At 70.4% G+C, this 16,157-nt stretch carries 21 protein-coding genes; 1 reads left to right on the top strand and 20 read right to left on the bottom strand.

Annotation, left to right across the window (positions count from 1 at the left end; all coding sequences use genetic code 11):
* Positions 1 to 332 precede the first annotated feature (332 nt).
* From OG247_RS04780 to OG247_RS04730, 11 genes are all read right to left on the bottom strand, one after another.
* Positions 333 to 1,085 carry a hypothetical protein gene (locus OG247_RS04780; RefSeq protein WP_327251017.1) on the bottom strand — a complete coding sequence of 251 codons (753 nt, stop codon included), beginning with the start codon at positions 1,083 to 1,085 and terminating at the stop codon, positions 333 to 335.
* 27 nt (positions 1,086 to 1,112) lie between these two features.
* Complete coding sequence (locus OG247_RS04775) at positions 1,113 to 1,667, bottom strand: hypothetical protein (RefSeq protein WP_327251016.1); 555 nt, start codon at positions 1,665 to 1,667, stop codon at positions 1,113 to 1,115.
* Positions 1,668 to 1,801: 134 nt separating this feature from the next.
* Positions 1,802 to 2,668 carry a hypothetical protein gene (locus OG247_RS04770; RefSeq protein ID WP_327251015.1) on the bottom strand — a complete coding sequence of 289 codons (867 nt, stop codon included), beginning with the start codon at positions 2,666 to 2,668 and terminating at the stop codon, positions 1,802 to 1,804.
* A complete protein-coding gene (locus tag OG247_RS04765; RefSeq protein WP_267039834.1) occupies positions 2,665 to 3,096 on the bottom strand; it encodes a hypothetical protein in 432 nt (143 codons plus the stop codon). The genes OG247_RS04770 and OG247_RS04765 overlap by 4 nt, the downstream gene beginning before the upstream one ends.
* Positions 3,097 to 3,199: 103 nt before the next feature.
* Complete coding sequence (locus OG247_RS04760) at positions 3,200 to 3,673, bottom strand: hypothetical protein (protein ID WP_267040058.1); 474 nt, start codon at positions 3,671 to 3,673, stop codon at positions 3,200 to 3,202.
* A gap of 226 nt (positions 3,674 to 3,899) precedes the next feature.
* The gene (locus tag OG247_RS04755) at positions 3,900 to 5,699 is read right to left on the bottom strand and encodes a hypothetical protein (RefSeq protein WP_327251014.1); all 1,800 of its coding nucleotides are present in this window, start codon (positions 5,697 to 5,699) and stop codon (positions 3,900 to 3,902) included.
* Positions 5,696 to 6,787: an AAA family ATPase gene (locus tag OG247_RS04750; RefSeq protein WP_327251013.1), complete on the bottom strand. Its 1,092-nt coding sequence runs from the start codon at positions 6,785 to 6,787 to the stop codon at positions 5,696 to 5,698. Before OG247_RS04750 ends, OG247_RS04755 begins: the two co-directional genes overlap by 4 nt.
* A gap of 244 nt (positions 6,788 to 7,031) precedes the next feature.
* Positions 7,032 to 7,253: a hypothetical protein gene (locus OG247_RS04745; RefSeq protein WP_327257343.1), complete on the bottom strand. Its 222-nt coding sequence runs from the start codon at positions 7,251 to 7,253 to the stop codon at positions 7,032 to 7,034.
* A 104-nt stretch (positions 7,254 to 7,357) separates the two neighbouring features.
* A complete protein-coding gene (locus OG247_RS04740) occupies positions 7,358 to 7,798 on the bottom strand; it encodes a hypothetical protein (RefSeq protein WP_327251012.1) in 441 nt (146 codons plus the stop codon).
* Between the two features lie 69 nt (positions 7,799 to 7,867).
* Positions 7,868 to 8,077, bottom strand: coding sequence for a hypothetical protein (locus OG247_RS04735; RefSeq protein WP_327251011.1), 210 nt, complete (start codon positions 8,075 to 8,077; stop codon positions 7,868 to 7,870).
* A 218-nt stretch (positions 8,078 to 8,295) separates the two neighbouring features.
* Entirely contained in the window at positions 8,296 to 8,580 is a 285-nt protein-coding gene (locus tag OG247_RS04730; RefSeq protein WP_327251010.1) for a hypothetical protein, read from the bottom strand.
* Between the two features lie 33 nt (positions 8,581 to 8,613).
* Here OG247_RS04730 and OG247_RS04725 point away from each other — a divergent pair, with 33 nt between their 5' ends.
* The gene (locus OG247_RS04725) at positions 8,614 to 8,877 is read left to right on the top strand and encodes a hypothetical protein (RefSeq protein ID WP_327251009.1); all 264 of its coding nucleotides are present in this window, start codon (positions 8,614 to 8,616) and stop codon (positions 8,875 to 8,877) included.
* Positions 8,878 to 8,930: 53 nt separating this feature from the next.
* On the opposite strand, the gene OG247_RS04720 is transcribed toward OG247_RS04725, so the two are convergent.
* The 9 genes from OG247_RS04720 to OG247_RS04680 all read right to left on the bottom strand — a co-directional run bounded on the left by OG247_RS04720 (position 8,931) and on the right by OG247_RS04680 (position 16,043).
* The gene (locus OG247_RS04720; RefSeq protein WP_327251008.1) at positions 8,931 to 9,728 is read right to left on the bottom strand and encodes a hypothetical protein; all 798 of its coding nucleotides are present in this window, start codon (positions 9,726 to 9,728) and stop codon (positions 8,931 to 8,933) included.
* Positions 9,725 to 9,973, bottom strand: a complete 249-nt coding sequence (locus tag OG247_RS04715) for a hypothetical protein (RefSeq protein WP_327251007.1) — start codon at positions 9,971 to 9,973, stop codon at positions 9,725 to 9,727. Before OG247_RS04715 ends, OG247_RS04720 begins: the two co-directional genes overlap by 4 nt.
* A gap of 32 nt (positions 9,974 to 10,005) precedes the next feature.
* Positions 10,006 to 10,686, bottom strand: coding sequence for a hypothetical protein (locus OG247_RS04710; RefSeq protein WP_327251006.1), 681 nt, complete (start codon positions 10,684 to 10,686; stop codon positions 10,006 to 10,008).
* 14 nt (positions 10,687 to 10,700) lie between these two features.
* Positions 10,701 to 11,165: a hypothetical protein gene (locus OG247_RS04705; protein ID WP_327251005.1), complete on the bottom strand. Its 465-nt coding sequence runs from the start codon at positions 11,163 to 11,165 to the stop codon at positions 10,701 to 10,703.
* A complete protein-coding gene (locus OG247_RS04700) occupies positions 11,162 to 11,713 on the bottom strand; it encodes a hypothetical protein (RefSeq protein WP_327251004.1) in 552 nt (183 codons plus the stop codon). Before OG247_RS04700 ends, OG247_RS04705 begins: the two co-directional genes overlap by 4 nt.
* Positions 11,710 to 12,492: a ParB/RepB/Spo0J family partition protein gene (locus OG247_RS04695; protein WP_327251003.1), complete on the bottom strand. Its 783-nt coding sequence runs from the start codon at positions 12,490 to 12,492 to the stop codon at positions 11,710 to 11,712. The genes OG247_RS04700 and OG247_RS04695 overlap by 4 nt, the downstream gene beginning before the upstream one ends.
* Before the next feature lie 67 nt (positions 12,493 to 12,559).
* The gene (locus OG247_RS04690) at positions 12,560 to 14,074 is read right to left on the bottom strand and encodes an ATP-binding protein (protein ID WP_327251002.1); all 1,515 of its coding nucleotides are present in this window, start codon (positions 14,072 to 14,074) and stop codon (positions 12,560 to 12,562) included.
* A 33-nt stretch (positions 14,075 to 14,107) separates the two neighbouring features.
* Positions 14,108 to 14,563, bottom strand: coding sequence for a DUF6238 family protein (locus OG247_RS04685; RefSeq protein ID WP_327251001.1), 456 nt, complete (start codon positions 14,561 to 14,563; stop codon positions 14,108 to 14,110).
* Positions 14,564 to 14,600: 37 nt separating this feature from the next.
* Complete coding sequence (locus OG247_RS04680) at positions 14,601 to 16,043, bottom strand: SCO6880 family protein (protein WP_442813218.1); 1,443 nt, start codon at positions 16,041 to 16,043, stop codon at positions 14,601 to 14,603.
* Between the last annotated feature and the right edge of the window lie 114 nt (positions 16,044 to 16,157).

Here is a 16,157-nt window from a genome sequence, read left to right as displayed (position 1 = left end):
TCGGAGTAGGTCGCCTCGTCGAAGAGTTCGGGGGCGATGTTGACCCGGTAGCCGGCCTTCGTCCCGGCGGCCATGGCGCGGGTCGCGTGCTGCCGTTCCTCGTCAGGGCTGAGGGCGTCGGGGAGCCGGTGCCACACGTAGAGGGGCGGCAGGATGTTCCGCTCGAAGCCCTGGGCATCCAGCAGCTTCAGCAGGCGCTCGGGGGCTCCCGTGCGGGTGTCGGCGTAGACGGCCTTGTCGGAGTAGTGCCGGTAGATCTCAAGGTCGGTGCCGAATTCGTCAGCGTGGTTCAGAAGGGCTGTCCTCTCTCAGGATGGGTCTGTGGGGTGAGGTCACCGGCTTCGGACTGGGACGCCAGGGCCGAGGGCGGCTGGCCGTGCCGGGTTGGAGGTGAGCAGGGGACGGACAACGACACCGATACCCAGACGCTCCAGGCGCTGCGAGGCAAGGTGGATGCGGGCGATCTGCTCACGGTCGCCGTACGCGGCTGGTAGCACGAACATCCGGTCGTACGGATGGAACTGGAAGCCGGATCCGTACAGGACGTCGGCGGCGCCCTCCGCTCCTGATACCGCGCCCACGACTCCGTCGGGATACCAAGCCATGCTGACCCGCCCAGTGAGCAGGGGTGGCACCGGACGGCGGGGGACGGGGTGCTCCGTGTTTCGCCTGACCTGCTGCAGGGCTGCTTCGTACCGGGGCACGAGTCGCCGGCTGACCTGTGAGGCCGCGCGGGCCGGTTCTGCGGGGACGGTGATGCCGTTGGGCTCCTCCACCTTGTGGAAGGCGTCCGGAGCGGCATCCGGTTCCAAGGCTCCGATCATGAACTGGCGGGGCAGCATGGGTCGGTCGAAGACGAGCAGGCGGGCTCCGTCGGCACGGCTGAGGACCGCCTGGTGGCCAAGGACGAAGTTGGAGGCCGCGTATCTGATGGCACCGATGTCCCACAGCGAGTTGGTCGTCGGGATCTGATCGGTATACGTGGCGTGGCGGGTGTACGTGCTGGTCCAGGTCGGGCCTGGCAGGCGGGTGGCGAGGGAGACGGCGAAGGCGGCGAGGTCATCGCGCCGGCGGGGTGAGGGCATGGGGAACCTTGTGCGTGGTGGGGGAGTTCAGCGTCCGCGTCGTACTGCGGGAGCCGGGGAAGGTGGTGGTGGACAGGAGCAGACGACGGAGGCTTCACGCTCGGTGCTCTCGACTCCGATGCAGGCCGGACGGAGCGGGTGCGCGGTGTGCCGGTCAGCGAGAGCGTTGCGATACGCGGAGATCTCGGTGGTGACCACCGCGATCTTCTCCGCGAGGCTGCGGATTCGTGCGGCGTGATGGGGGTCGGCGTCTGCGCCGAGGCCGGCGAAGAACTCGGCCGCTGCTTCGAGGACCTCGGCTGCGGCCGGCAGGACACCGTCTGCGGGAGCCACAAGCTCGGTCAGGGCGGCCGTGGCGTCCTCGCTGTGCTGGGCGTCCCGGATTCTCTGAGCGAGGTTCGCGACCTGCCCGCCGAGCGTCAGGTCGTGGAAAGCCACCTGGTGTGAGGCGAAATCGGGATCGTGCTGTACGGCGTACCCGGCGGCCTTCAGCAGTGCGACCGCTCGTTGGGAGAGGTGAAGCTGCTCTTCAGCGTCGAGGCCGTACGGCAGGCGGTAATAGCGGTCATGAGCGCGGACCACATTGATGAACTTCGCGCGCTGCAGTATTGCTTCGGCTTCCGCGTCCCCGCCGCGGGCGATGACTTCGGCGGAGTGCGGATCGCGGGCTATGTATACGACGCGGTCGGACAGGGCTATGGGGGGCTCCAGATGGGTCAGCGTCCCCGCGGGCCGGGAATGCTCGACTGGGTGGGAGCTGGCGGTACGCGGGGCATGTGCGGTTGGGGCGGACGGGTCCATGAAGGGCCGGCGAGGGTGGCGATGGTGGTGACCTCGGCGTTCAGTGCTCGCAGGTGGGTAACGACGGCCGCGATCCGAGTGCTGATGTCGTTGGTGTGCCCGAAGCGATAGGACAGGGCCTCGGAGGTGCGGGCGCTGATTTGGGTGGCTCTGGCCAGCAGCCCCCGGTCGGGATCGGCCAGTTCTGCGAGCAGCTGGTTGGTGTCCGCTCCGAGGTGGACGGGTGGCTCGTGAGGTGCGCTGTCCGGCGCCGGGGAGTGGAGGTCGAAGTCGCGTTCGAGACGTCGTGCCTCGGCAAGGAGGGTCCGCGCGAGGGTGTGAGGTACTTCGGTCCACGAGCCGTCGGCGCGGATGAGGTTGGCGACGATGTGCAGGGTTCCCGATTCTCCGAGGAAGGCCACCCAGCGGGATCCTGGGGCGTCTGCGGGAGCGGTGATTCCCGAGGCCTGGGCCAGCCGCTCGGCGATCTGCTCCCACGCAGCTGGATGCTGTGGGCGGTCAAGAGGGTGGAGCCGGACCTCCAGATGCAGGACGGCGTGCCGGTCACCCCCCGGGCTGGTGGTGAAGGGGTGCTCGTGGAAGGGTTCTTCGAGGTGCTCGACCCAGTCCTCGGCACTCCACATGCGGGCGTTCTCCTCCAGCACCGGTCGCTGGCTGAGGGCCGGCCCGTGGGCCACGACGGTGAAGTCGGTGAGCTCGTCGACGTGGAGTACCGGCCGGCCGAGGGCATCCTCGAAGACGTCCTCGACGTGAAAGAGCCGGGGTCGTACGCGGGGGATCACAGGCCCTGCTTGGCGTCGGCGACGTGGACGAGCTGGTCGAGTGCGGTCAGGCTGTACCACCCGCAGTCGATCTCGGTGTTCTCGTCTGCTGAGGAGAGGCGTGGCAGGAGGAGTTCCTCCAGGGCCCGCATGTGGATCAGGCAGTCCGGGCAGTGCCGGTCCAGGTGGATGAGGTAGCGCGGGTGGCCGGTGACGAAGGTGTGCTGGCCGCCGAGCGGGTTGCGCAGCCGCCAGCCGTCCTCGTCGGTGGGGGTGTGCCAGGAGGGGGCTACGACGGTGACGGCGTCGCCGTAGAGGCTGTCCCCCGCCACGCCGTGGATGATGACGACTCGGTCTCCGGGGGCGAAGTGGCCGTGGGTGATGTCGCGGTTGGGAGTGAGCGCGTCCTGGGGCGTGGCGTAGGGCGGGCGGGGAACAGCTTCGGGCATGGACGGGTCCTTCCGCGAATGGGTGCCGGGTGGCGGTGGGGATTACTTCAATGGTGCGGAGAATCCCGGATTATCGAATTCGCGGAATGTGCGATAGAAGCGGCTACAGGTGGGGGTTCTCGTTGCCGCGGTCGGTGTCGGAGGCGGCTTCGACGAGCTCGGGGAGGTCGCTCCCCTCGGCGTCGCGCTGGTCGATCCACCAGCCTGCCCGGCGGATGCCGCGGACGGCTTCCTCCAGCGTGGCCCACTCGGATTCGTCCCAGGACCCTTCGACCACCAGACCCTCGTACGCAGCGGTGACCAGCTGATGTCGGCTGCGCTCACCCCACGCCAGAGCCCGCTCGGGCCCTTCCAGCGGGGGCATCGAGAACTTGGCAGCCCACTCGTCGGCGGCTGCTTGCTCCTCGGCGCGCTTCCCGGCGAGCCAGGCTTCCCGGCTCTCGGTGTCGCCGTCGCGAGCGGCCTTCCAGCAGGCTGTGCAGTCCTTCGTGCCGAGCCATCGGGCGAGACCGGCGCGTTTGTCGGCAGGGCGGTTTGAGAGATCGTGCTCGACCTGGTGGCCGCAGGGGTGATCGATATTCCAACGGGTCGGAACCCCCGGGGAATTCCGGTTGATGGGCGTTACGTTCGAGGTCGGGCTGCTGGTCTGGGGCTTCAAATCGAGTGCCCTTCGTTGGCGGTTGGGGTGGTGGCACGCGTCGCTGCGGACGGTCGAGCATCAGGTGCACGATTCATGCGGCGGACGGAGGTGGTCTCGAGTGCTGGGCGGTGGTCTCGGGGACGCTTCCGCCTTCTGCGTCGTCTCAGCGTGACCTGCGGATGGCGTCTGTGGCCGCCGCGGCGATGGCGGCGGGAGCACTGGAGGGCCGGGGCAGGTACAGCAAGGTGGTCCCCGGCAAGTGGTGGGACCCCGCGGTGAGAGTGAGCTGGAGTACGGCGCAGCCGGCGGTCGTGAGCTGTCTGACGCGGGTGACGGCTTGAGCGGTTTCGTCGCTGCCGTACCGGGCGTCGGTGACGATCACGAGGAGGCGGCCGGCGCCGGGGCGGCTGAGTTCGAGGCCGTGGTCGAGTGCGTCGATGGCGTCGCCGAGGTTGTGGTGGCCGCCGTTGGCGTCGAACGTCGTCACGCGCTCTGGTGCCTGGTGGGTGGGTCGGATCAATGCGGTCAGGTGCCTGTCGTAGGCGATGGTGGCGGTGAGGGAGTCGGGGTCGGTCAGGGCAGCTGCGCGTGCCACGATCCAGGCAGCGGACGCGACGGGCGCGCAGGCGGCACGCATGGAGCCGGAGACGTCGACGGCGATACCCACACGCAGCGGTGGGGTGGGGGAGTTCCGGCGGCGGGTGTGGGTGAAGGGTTCCGCGGTGGGGACCGACCCGGCCGCGCGCTGAGCGTCGCGGGCGAGGGCCGCGCGCATGTTGAGGCGGCCGGGCGGGGTGGGGCTGGTGGTCCGCTCCTCGGTCCGCTCGCGGTAGGCGGCGGCACGCAGGGCACGGCTCAGGCGCGCGGCGGCACTCTGCTCGGCGGCGGTGGGCCTGCGGGTGCCGGTGACCGGGTTGCTGTAGGGCGCCGGTGTGCCGTCGGGGGTGACGGTGGTGCCGCGGGTGTTGAAGACCGACTTGGCGGTGGCGGCGGCTTTGCGTCGCTGGCCGGCCTGCTGGGCGCGGTCCTGAGCCTGCGCCTTGGACTGCGCGGCCATGGCGTTGGCCGCTGCGGCCTGTGCCGCGCGGTCGGCGGCGTCGGTGGCGGCCGTGCTGTCCATGACGACCCCCACGGCGCCGGACAGCAGATCGGTGAGGTTCTCCGGCACGGGCAGGGCAGGGGCCGCGGTGGCCAGAGCGTCGCACCATTCTTGACCGTGCGCCAGCATGGTCGGGGCGTCGTGGTCGGCGCACTGGTGGGCTGCGGTCCAGATGCGAGTGAGGGTGGCCAGCAGGTCTACGCCCAGTACCTTCTCGCACAGGTCGGCGACGGCCCGGGTCTCGCCGGCGTCCAGGATGCCGATGTCACGGCGGCCGAGGATCAGGGCCGCCACGGAGGCGGCGTGCTCGATGCCCTGGAGGGTGGGGTGGGCGATGTCGGGCATGACCAGGGTTCGGGCGCTGGTGCGCAGGTACGTGCGGTCGGTGGGCCGCCTGGTCAGGTGTGCGCCTTCGACGCGGCTCTCCTCCAGCAGGAGTGCGGCCTCGACGACACGGGGGTCCGCTCCGGCAGGGGGTGTCCAGACGGAGTGGGCCGCGTGCGCGGCCTCGTGGACGAACACTCCCCAGGCGGCGGGATACCGCTCCTCGTCGCCCACGATCCGCGGATGGATCTCGTGGGGCTGGAGCGGGGCGAACAAGCCGGAGTCGAACTCGACCTCGCCCAGAGTGGGGAAGAACGCGGCGGGTGCGCCGCTGCGCGTGCCGGGGCGGCAGGTGACGAGGAGGTCCTGGCGGCCGGAGAGGGCGACCAGCCGGTCGCCGAGTTCGGCTCCCACGCGCAGCCACGCGTCCGGGGAGGAACGCGGATGCGCGGGCGGGGCGCCGTCGTCGTCCCATCGCGCGAGGTCGGCGTCGTCGTCCGCCATGGTGACGGGGTACTGGACGTGGTGGTGGGCGCTCATCGCGAGCGGCCCCGGTGCGCGGGGACGGTGCTGCCCGGGGGCTGCCGGACGGCCGAGGCCGGGAGCTGCTTGCCGAGGGTGAGGGGAGCGATCTCCTTGACGCCGACAGTCTTGATGACGGCAGCGGCGACGGCGTCGCGATCCTCCAGAGGAGCGATGCCGACCAGGTTCGCGAGCGCGGCTTTGCTGCCGAGGACGGCCTCGGTCTTCTGGTAGCTGAGCAGCTCTCGCAGTTGGGGGGCCCAGCCCAGCTCGCCGAGTTCGACTTGGCGGGCGAGGTGTCGGGCGACCCGGACCACCCGCGCATCGATCCTCAGCGCCAAGGCGAGGTCATAGTCCGTGCCGATCTGGATCTGCACGCTGAACCGGGACGACAGCGCCTCCGTCAACACCGAGCCGTGGACGCCGGGATTGTGGCCCGCCACCACGTAGAAGCCCGGCTCGGCCGTGATGGTCTCGCCCTTGTGGGCCTTGACCTGGATCTGCCGGCGCCCGTCCATCGCGGGATACAGCGCCGCCAGGACCTTCGGTGAGATCAAGGTGGCATCGTCGATCAGCAGGGCGCGGCCCTCGGTCATCGCGGTGACCAGGGGACCGTACTGGAAGACGTAACCTCCGCCGTCGGCCTGCGTGTACTCACCGATCAAGTCGCCGACCGTGGTGTCGCCGTCACCGGCGACGGTGAGCAGGTCCGGGAAGGCCGCCTCGACCAGACTCGTCTTGCCGGTGCCCGGAGGGCCGTAGAGCAGCACCGGCACGTCGGCGTCGCGCAAGCGATTCAGCGCCTCGACGTCGGGCAGATCGGCCAGCTCCCGGGGGTGGTAGAGCTGGCCCCCCGCGCGGCGGATCGGGCCGGTCTGCCTGGGCGTGGCTGCTGCGGGAGTGGTCGTGCGGCTCGTGGTCGTCTGGGCGCGGGGAGAGTGGGTGCCCGGTGGGCTGATCACAGCGGCCTGCGCGGCTGCGGCGGTCTTCGCGTTCGCGCGGAACTCCGGTTGCCCCTTTCCGCTTTGGTCGGCTTCGCCGCGTCGCACCAGGGTGAGCGCGGCGTTGCGAACGGCGCCATGGGAGTGGCCCAGCTGCCTGGCCATGTCACCGATGGTGAGAGTGTCCGTAGGCCGGTCCGCCAGCAGTCGGGCTACCTTGGCCCGTAGTTCGCCGCCCTTGGTGCGCGCTGGACTGGTAGGCGTTCCGGGTGTGGTCAAAGCGGGCTCCCTTCAACAGGTGGGTGTACGGGCGGGGTTGGCGATGCGCTGGAGAGGCCGGCCGCTCTGGGACGGATCACGGACTGTGCCGACCTCGGCGACCGGGCCAACCGGGGCGTTCCGGCGGAGCTCACCGGTCGACCGGGGGCTCGGTCCAGGTGCAGGGGATGGTCGGCGACGGGCAGTTCGCTGGCTGCCGAGCAGGCTCGTGCGTCCGCTTCGTACCGGGTTCCGTCGCCTGGCAGGCGCAGCCTGGCGTCTCTTCGAAGCCGTCCTGGAACAGGATCCGCCGGGCGGCGGCGTTGTAGCCGGTGGTGGTGATCTCGCCGGTGATGGTGTGCCGGATCGTCATGAACGGCTCTGCTGGTGTTTCGGGCAAGGCGGATCTCCTATCGGTGATGGCAGGAAAGCGGTGGGGTGTTGGGCGAAAGCGAGGCGTGCCCGGAGCTTCCAGTGCTATCGACTTCGTGCTGTGCCGGTGACGGTGCCTGTCGGTGCGGCGACGGGTGCCGGCCTGGGAGTCGGGACCACGGTGCTGGTGAGGGATGCTGCGCGCTGAGGCGACCGCGCCGTGGCTGCGCCGGCGATGCGGGCCTGGCGCTCGGCGAGCCCGTGGCGCAGGGTGGGCCGCGGCGGGTCGGCACTGAGCTCCGGATCGAGGGTGAAGTCCGCCTGGACAACGAGGCCCAGGCTGCGGATCGCGGTCACGGCCTGACGTGCCCGGCGCTGGCCGTCCTGACCAGGCTCGGTGAGGCGGTGCAGGTTGGTGCCGGGGACGGGTTCAAACTGGACACGTTCGAGGGCCCAGTCGCGTAGATGGTCGGTCAGACGTGGGGTGGACGCGGCGACGAAGCCGTACTCGGGATGCCAGCCGAGGTGCAGGTGCGGAGATTCCAAGGGCTCAAGGGGCCTTTCATCGTGGGGAGCCAACGCCTGCTCGCGGACCGATGGCGCTGCGTGGGTCGGCTAGAAGTTGGTGCGGGCCTCGCGTGCGGCACCGAGCAGGTCGACGCCCAGCTGGTAGAGCAGCCGGTCTGCGACATCGAAGAGATCGCTGGTGTGCGCGTAGCGCCGGGCGAGGGCCGGCTCTTCGTGTTCCCGGCACCACGTAGCGGCGCCTCGAAGAAGGTCGCGCAGGCCGAGCAGCGCACCGTCCGCTCCGGTGGCGCCTTCCACAAGGAGGTGGAGTGCCTCCGCTGAGGGGACCTGCGCGACCTGCTCAGCCCAGGCCCGGACCGCGCGGCCCGGATCTGGGAGCTCCAGGCCGGCGAGGTACGGTCCGGCTTCCAGGCGGGCTTGTCGGCGAAGGTCTGCAGGCCCCGGCGGCGGATTAGCCTCCGGTTGTGCTTCGTCCCTGGCGGTGGCTTGGGAGGAGCCGCTGCCGCTATCGCGTGTCACCGTCGTACGGATTTGACGGGAGCGGTGCTGACGGGAGCCGGCTTGCGGACGGTGGTCGCCGGCGGCGTGCGCCGTCCTGGGAGCCAGGCACGGACGTCATCGGGGAAGACGGTCATAGGGTCCTGATCCCAGGCCACGACCGATCCCGTGACGGTTTCCGAGAGTGGGAGGACCTCGATCCCGTGCGGGTGCAGGACGTAGGCCCACTGCAGCCACCCCTGTCCGGCCGCGGCCTCGTTGCACGTCATCCGCTCTGCGGGGCTGCCGTCGAGGGGGAACATGTTGTCGATGGTCGAGCTCGGCCCGGGGCCGCCGTGCGGGCCGACGACGTGCTGGCGGACTTCGTCGGGTGCGCCGTCGAGGAGGTCCTCCCCGAGCGAGTTCCACCCGACGGCGGGCGAGTCGATGAGGTGAGCGGCGAGGGCCTCGGTGTCACCGGCGAAACGGTGCTGATGAGCCGCGAGCAGGAGGGGGAGGTGGTTGCTGGGATATCCATCCCAGTGAACGTAGATCCCGGTAAAGCCGGTCTCCGTGGGGCGGGCGATGGTGGCTCGGGTTGCCAGGGTGACTCCAGGTGAAGGTGGCTCGCTCGTGGCGCGGCATGGATCGAGAGGGGAAGGGCGCCGTCTGGTCAGCGGGTCGGACCGGCGGTCCTACCGGGTGGCAGGACTGGTGCGGGAGGCGGGACGGGCTTGGTGGGAGGCCGGAAGGCGTACTTCCAGGGATGTGCCGAGGTGAGCGTGATCGCGTAGCCGTAGGCGCGAAGGAGAGTCGCGGCGGAGCGGACGAGGTTCTCGCTGTCGCCGGCGGGGCCCCGAAGGCGGCACAGGCCGGACTCCGGATCCAGCAGCCAGGGTGAGCCGTGCTGCAGTAGGAGGCGCGCCGCGTGCTGCGACAGCACGTTGATCAGGGGGGTGCCGTCGAGGTCCCGGCCGAACACGACGCTGTTCACTTCTCCGAACCGCGTCTCCCGCGACACTCGCGCAGCGGCAACCCGGTAGTGCCAAAGGAACCTGCGGTGGCGCATGACGGCGGCGGCCCGTACCGAGTCCCTCGGTACGGAAATCGCGGCCGGGCCTTCGGTCACGCCGTACGAGTTGATGCCGGCGGGGAGCACTCCGGCCACGAGAACCTGCCGCGGCCGTCCGGGCCTTTCCATCAGGTAAAGCTGATAGCCGTGGGGATGGGTGAGCACGGCCCGCTCGCCATCCTCAGCGTGGCGCAGGGCCCTCCACAGGACGCCGTCTTCCCTGTCCCAGGAGCGCTTCTCGGCGGGATCCCAGCCCCTTGGCCCTGTGGCGTAGGGGCTTCGACGGGACGTTGCGCTCCATCCGGCACCCAGGCGGGAGGCGACCTGCTGGGAGAACTGGGACAGGGGGCCGTACGTGGTCGAGGCGTCCAGAGGTTGCTCCTTGCCCGGATTCGTCATCCGCCGGCCACTGGATGGTGGAAGTGCGCTACCGGATAGCCGAGGGCGGCCACGGCGTGTACGGCTTCATGGACAAGGTGGACCTGCTGCTCGCCGGGCAGTACCCCCGGTGCCACGTAGCCGTGATAGCGCGGCGAGTAGGTGAACCCGCGACCCCACAGCAGCCGTTGGAGCGACGTCTTGGAGGCTCGGTCCAGCGGGCCTGGTGTGTGCAGGCCGATGCGGATGCTGGCGGGGTGGTGCACGGAAGGGGGCCTCTCTATCTGGTTGTCCTGGGTCAGCGCCGGATACGAGGAGGAGGCCCAGGGGTGGGGAGTTGCGCGACTGCGGTTGTCCGCTTGAGGCCGCTGGCAGGCGGAGTCGGGGTGATCAGGGTCTTGGCGGAGCGGATGGCCTCGCCGGCCCGACGTAGGTCTTGGCGAGCGTCGGCATGGGCGAGCACCAGATGCCATTCCTCGTGGTGCCGGGAATTGCTGGAAGGTTCAACCTCGCTCCTGAGAGCCTCGGTCAGGCTGCGCACAGCAGCGGCACTCAGGGACGCGGCGGAAGCAAGGTGAGCGAGCGCGGTGATACCTCGGACCGTCGGGAGCTGGTTGGGCCTCGTTGCCTCGTCGAGCACTGCGTTGGTGGCACGCGCGAGTTCTTGCGCCCGGCGCACCTGCTGGTACAGCAAGGGCTGCAGGGAAGCGCTGGGTACCTGGCCGGACGCGTTCAGCAGGACGATGCTCTGCGTGGCCTGCTCGAACCCGTATGCGAGATCGTCGAGGCCACGGGGCCAGGTGTGGTCGGTTGCCTGCTCCCAGGTGAAGTCGTACTCCTCATGGGGGCTGAGGAGTCCATTCTCGATCTGGGCTTCGCGATCGGCGAGTTCGCTTTGGACGAGTGCGTCATCACGGGCGGCTGCGCGGTAGTCCGCCCAGTCGGCCTCGCTTAGTCCGGATGGTCGGTTCATGGTCATCCGATCGGATCTGGTCAGCGGGTGTGCGTTGGCCGGCTTGCGGGCGGCCCTACTTGCCGGGGCACCGCCGAGATGGGGGCCGTTGGCGCGCGAAGACGGCGGGCGACATGAGCGTCGACGGCGGCAAGCAGGGGAGCGAGCTGGTGGCCGTGCTCTGCATCAGGGCCTGCGGGCGGTGTGCTCCCAGCGCGGGAGTCGTAGACGACGGAGAAGTCGGTCCAGTCCTCCGCGGGTGCCTGGTGGGTCACCAGCCAGCCGCTGTCCTCGGGGCCGATGATGAAGACCGAGTCGTGGCCGGGCGGATAGGCGTAGACGAGCCCGTACTGGAGACCTTGCTGGACGTCGCAGACCATGCCGCGCTCGCGGAGCGGGGTCGTCAGGTACGCATTGTTCGCCCACGCCCGCTGCCACGCGGGGTCTTCGGTCTTGCGATGGTCGGGGAGCGGAGCCAAGGGGCGCGGCCCCTCGGAGGAGGTCATCGCTGCTGGCCGTCATCGAGAAGGCCTTCGGGATCCGGCAGTGGATCGTCATCGTCGAAGGGGTCCTCCGCTTCCGAGGCGACGTACCCGAAGACGGTCTTTTCCAGCTCGCCGAGGAAGTCGAAGCCGGTGTGCTCGCGGAATGCATCGAGACGCTCGGCGACGTAGCGCTGGCGGTCGATCTCGGCTGTTGCGACCTGCGCAAGGTTCCGGGTGGACAGGCGGCCCCACTCCAGGAGGTCGTTGCGGGTGGCGCGGTCCATCCAGACCCAGATGCCGTTGCCCAGCTTCAGGATGCCTTCGGGGTGGAACATTCCCGACTGCCGGCGCGGCTTGGGGCTCCGGCGCTCGCCGAACCCCCGCACGATGCCCTGGACGAGCTTGTCGGCTGCCGCGGCCCGGACATGTACTTCGAGATCTTCGTGGGCGAACCGCGTGCGGAGCTCGTTTTCGAGGTCGCCCTTGCGGAAGCGGCCGGTTTCGTCGGTGACAGTGGCGGCGGCGTCCTCGACGATCTGCCACAGGCGGGCGTCGGACTGGGCACTCATCCGAGATCACGCTCCCGCAGGGTCGCGGCCATCTCTGTCAGGGCGGTCATGGCGTTCTCGATGACTTCCTGGGTTATGGATCTGCCCGGCAGCACGAATTCGGGGTCGAACTTGCCGGCGGTGTTCGTGCCGCGCGCCTGTGCGAGGGGCGGGACGACCTCGCACAGGAACTGGGTGGCGACCTTGCGCTGGCGTACTTCTTCCTCCGCGCGGGCTTTCCGCTCCGCCCAGGCGCCGGCCAGGGTCAGTTCTCCTTCGACCACTCGATCGGCCAGTTCCTGGTCCTCGGAGCGGAGCCGGGCAAGCTGCGATTCCGCCGACTCGGCGCGGTTCTTCGCTTCGCGTGCCGTCTTGTAGGCCTCGTCGATGGTGATGGCACCGTTGATGACGGGATCGACCAGATCGGGTGCGTGGCGCAGGACGGTGTTGGCCTGCCCGATCCGGCCGAGGGACACTCCCGCCTGTTCACTGACTGAACGAGCGGACTGTTCAGCGGCTGAACGGTGCGATCGTTCAGTGATTGAAAGGGCCTTGGCCGCGATCATGGCCAGCTGCCCCTTGGTCAGGTTGCGCCGACGCGCGTTCACAGAGAGGGCGTACGCGTCGGCATCGTCGCCGTCGTAGGTGGCGAAGACCGGCTTGACGCCGATGAGCTCGCAGGCCTTGAGGCGGTTTCGTCCGTCGAGAAGGCGTCCCGCGCTGTCCAGGACGATGGGCTGGAGCTGGCCGAGCTGGCGGATGTCTTCTGCGAGCGCGTGGAGTTCGTCCTCGTCGAGCATGGGGAAGATCGTGGCGGTGGGGTGGAATTCGATGATCGGTTCCTCAGTTGCTGGGCTGGCCAGGTAGCTAGTGCATCCGGGCATCTGTGTCGAAGAGGGCGGCTTCGTGGGGGTGGAGGAGGTGCTGGACGATGAAGGATCGTCCGGCGACTCGCCATAGTCCGCGGCCCCGGTTCAGGTGGGAGATGGCCTGGGTCTCGACGCTGGTGAGGCCGAGGAGTCCGGCGGCTGCGGCGAGCTGGTCGTTCTCCTGGCGGTAGATGATGCGGGTGGAGCAGTCGGCGAGGAGACCTTCGGCGAGGGCGCGGCCTCGGGAGCCGACGTCTCCGGCGGTGAGCAGGTCGGAGAGCCGGTGGATGACCATCAAGTTGGCGATGCCCAGGCCGCGGCTCAGCTTCCACTGGGCCTGCATGCGCTCCAGGAGGCCCGCGTGCCTCATCAATCTCCACGCCTCGTCGTAGACGACCCATCGGCGGCCGCCGCCCGGGTCGGTGAGCGCGGACTCCATCCAGGCCGATGCGCAGGTCATCGCCAGCACGAGGGCGGTGTCGTCTCCGGACCCGCCCAGCCGCGAGAGGTCGATGGTGAGCATCGGGCTGTTGGGGTCGAAGCGGATGGTCGACTGGGCGTCGAACATGCCGCTCAGGTCTCCGTGGACCATGCGCCGTAGGGCGTGGGCGAGGTCGCGGGCGGCGTCGCCGAGGTGGCCGGACATGGTGCCGCCGGCCTGGTCGAGGAGGTTGGGCTGGTTGAGGGTATGCGCGATGTCGCCCAGCAAAGGGGTGCGTCCGGCAGCGGTGGCCGCCTGGACGACGGCATCGAGGGCGACATCCAGCGCGGTGTGCTCCATGGGCTGGAGGTCACGGCCCAAAACGGTCCGGGCTAGCGACCCGAGGAGCAGGAGACGCCGCTTGCGGATCTCGCCGGCCCAGTCGGCCTCGGTGACGCTGGGCGGGCGGGGTGCGGCGTCCAGCGGGTTGAGCTTGCCGGGCAGGCCGGGGCCGAGGGCGATGGAGGTCCCGCCGAGGGCCGTGGCGACTGGGGTCCACTCGCCCTTCGGGTCGCAGGGGACGTACACCTTGTATCCGAAGGCGATGCTGCGGAGCGCGAAGCTCTTGGCGAGGGCGCTCTTGCCCTGGCCGATGACGCCGGCGAGCAGAACGTTCGGGTTGGTGAAGCCCTCGATCTTCCCGTACAGGGAGAAGGGATCGAACGTGAAGGACGCCTCCGCGTGGACGTCGCGGCCGATGTAGACGCCGTCTGCGCCGAGGCCGCCCTCGGCGAGGAAGGGGTACGCGCCGCTCGCGGTGGCCGTGGTCATGCGGTGTGCGGGCAGCCGCAGCTTGTTCCCGCGGGCGGATGCGGCGCCGGGCCGGCCCGAGGGCGGGTACAGCGCCAGCGGCATCTCGGCTTCGGTCGGCAGGTGTCCGCCGGGGAGTGAGGCAGCCGTGTTGCGGGCCTTGGCCTGGGCTTCGGCGAGCTGGCGGCGCGCGGTTCGGCGGGTGGCGCGGTCGGTGCCGTGGGGGGTGAACAGGGGTGATGCGCTGGCGCGGCGTGCGCGGCGTGCGGGCCGGTGGGTCATCGGGGGCGGCCTGATCTCGTGAGGGCGGGGTGTTCATCGCCCGCAGTGGGTGACGTGGCCGCGCAGGTCGGCGGGGGTGGTCTTGCGCCGGATGGCGTGGCCGGCGGTGAGGTGGCGCTGGCAGATGGTCAGCACGGGCGGTCCCTCGGGAAGCCGGTTTGGATCGCAGTCCTCGGCCGCGCCGGGGGCCGCGGCGGTTGTTGCCGGGAGGGTGTGGAAGGCGTCGTGGACTTCGGCTGCGGCCTGCCACAGGCGGGTGTGGGCGCCGGCGAGGTGACGGCCGGCGGTCGGCCAGGTGGTGCGGGTGGTGTCGGCGAGCTTGTCGAGGAGCTGGTGGAGCGCTGTGAGGTGGGCGTGCACGGTGTCGAGGTGTGCCCGGACGGCGGGGGCTGGGGTGCTGGTGGTGGTGCCGCGGGTGTGGTGGCGGATACCGGCGGTGGCGGCGCGCAGGTAGGGGTGTGAGTCGGGGAGCGGGGTGGGGGGTGTCACGGAGTCCTTCCTGCGGGGCAGGGATGGTGCGGCGCGGCTAGAGGGCGGCGCGGGCCAGGGGCAGTGCGGCGAGGGCGAAGGCGTCGGGCTGCTGGAACAGGAGTCGGCGCAGGTCGACTTGGGCGGTGACGGCGGCGGTTTCGATCTGTGCGCAGGCCGCGTCGAGGAGGGCGTCGGTCTCGGCGCTGACGGTGATCAGGCCGGTGAGGGCGACGTCGGCGTGGCCGGCGATCAGCTGGCGCTCGCGGTCCTTGACGTCCGTGTACTCGACGTTGTCCTCTTCGCTGTCGACCATGCCCTTGCGCCGGCGCTCGGCGACGTCGGCGATGATCGTCGCCTTGCGGCGCTGGACATCGCGCAGGGCGGCCGTCAGGGCCTGCGGTGCGTATATGAGGGAGAAGCTGCGCCGGACGCCGGCGCTGAAGAGGAGGCCGTGGAGGAAGCCGGCGCCCGTCTCGGTCCGCGGCCAGGCCTCGACCCAGTAGGTGGCGTGGCGTGCGGAGTCGGTGGCGAGCCGGTCGCTCTCCTCGATCTGGACCACGGGTCCGGCGGCGGCCGGGTCGGCCTCGGCACGGCCGTTGGGAGACCACTGCTGCAGGGCGGACATGGCCTTCGGGTCGTACGCGGTGCGGATGACGGCGGAGATCTCGCGGGCGGTCAGCCAGCCGGTGACGGTCAGGCCGGAGGAGCGGGCGGCCTGGGCTACGGAGCTGGTGGTCGTGGCCATGACGGTGAAGGCTCCGGCGAGTCCGCCGCCGGCCTGGGAGATGAGGCGCTTGGCGGCCTTGAGGTCCAGGGAGATCGCGATGTACGCCTCGTGCGGGGCGGCGGTCGGTCCGGCGGAGGCCAGCAGCTCCGAGTACACCTGGCCGGCGACGGGGGTCTGGGCGTTGCCGTGCTGGGCCCAGTGACGGGCCAGCCCGTCTCCGGAGTCGGGCACCGTGCGCTCCAGGACCTGGATGGTCGCGACGTGCCCGGTGCGGGCGATGCTCGCCAGTGCCCGGCCCCAGTTGGCGACGTTCGCGTTCTGGGTGCCCGGGTCGAGCAGCGCGAACGCCCGGGAGGTGACGCGGGCGACCGCGGTCAGGGTCTGCTGCTGGGGGTCGTGGACGGCGGCGGCCTGGGAGCCGTCCGGTGTGACGACGCGCAGCGAGGCGGTGGTGCCGGGGAGGTGGAGCAGTCCGTCCACGCGGGGCCGGGAGACTGCGCGGGCCAGCCACATGGTCTGTCCGGTGCGGCGGCGCTGTGCGTAGCGGACGATGATCGGCGCCCAGTCGATCAGGGACCGGCCTTGGCGGCGTACGAAGGTGAGGGTGGCGATGGCCGCCCAGAGCGGGGTCAGGGTGAGGGCGCCGAGCAGGCCGGAAGTCACGACGGTCGCGAGGAGCAGCGCGAGGGTGATCGAGACGAGGACGAGCTGGGGGAGGGTGAGGCCGAGGAGGATGCCGCGACGGGAGCGGATGGGGAACTTCACCGTCATGGGGGAGAGCGTCAGGTCTGACAAGGGAAGGGCCGTTCAGGTACGGGCGGGAGGCCGGGGTGGGTCCGTGGGACGCGCCGGAGCGGGCGCGGCGCGTCCCACGGGGCTTCCTGC

Source organism: Streptomyces sp. NBC_01244 (genome assembly GCF_035987325.1).
Classification (GTDB): Bacteria; Actinomycetota; Actinomycetes; order Streptomycetales; family Streptomycetaceae; genus Streptomyces.
Note: the sequence above shows the minus strand (reverse complement) of the source record. Positions and strands in the feature narration are given on the sequence as shown.

Coding starts and splice junctions, on each gene's coding strand:
- OG247_RS04780 (WP_327251017.1), bottom strand. CDS start 1,085: ATGCCCTCACCCCGCCGGCGCGATGACCTCGCCGCCTTCGCCGTCTCC.
- OG247_RS04765 (WP_267039834.1), bottom strand. CDS start 3,096: ATGCCCGAAGCTGTTCCCCGCCCGCCCTACGCCACGCCCCAGGACGCG.
- OG247_RS04755 (WP_327251014.1), bottom strand. CDS start 5,699: ATGAGCGCCCACCACCACGTCCAGTACCCCGTCACCATGGCGGACGAC.
- OG247_RS04750 (WP_327251013.1), bottom strand. CDS start 6,787: ATGGCCAGGCAGCTGGGCCACTCCCATGGCGCCGTTCGCAACGCCGCG.
- OG247_RS04745 (WP_327257343.1), bottom strand. CDS start 7,253: ATGACGATCCGGCACACCATCACCGGCGAGATCACCACCACCGGCTAC.
- OG247_RS04730 (WP_327251010.1), bottom strand. CDS start 8,580: ATGTTCCCCCTCGACGGCAGCCCCGCAGAGCGGATGACGTGCAACGAG.
- OG247_RS04720 (WP_327251008.1), bottom strand. CDS start 9,728: ATGACGAATCCGGGCAAGGAGCAACCTCTGGACGCCTCGACCACGTAC.
- OG247_RS04710 (WP_327251006.1), bottom strand. CDS start 10,686: ATGACCATGAACCGACCATCCGGACTAAGCGAGGCCGACTGGGCGGAC.
- OG247_RS04705 (WP_327251005.1), bottom strand. CDS start 11,165: ATGACCTCCTCCGAGGGGCCGCGCCCCTTGGCTCCGCTCCCCGACCAT.
- OG247_RS04700 (WP_327251004.1), bottom strand. CDS start 11,713: ATGAGTGCCCAGTCCGACGCCCGCCTGTGGCAGATCGTCGAGGACGCC.
- OG247_RS04695 (WP_327251003.1), bottom strand. CDS start 12,492: ATGCTCGACGAGGACGAACTCCACGCGCTCGCAGAAGACATCCGCCAG.
- OG247_RS04690 (WP_327251002.1), bottom strand. CDS start 14,074: ATGACCCACCGGCCCGCACGCCGCGCACGCCGCGCCAGCGCATCACCC.
- OG247_RS04680 (WP_442813218.1), bottom strand. CDS start 16,043: ATGACGGTGAAGTTCCCCATCCGCTCCCGTCGCGGCATCCTCCTCGGC.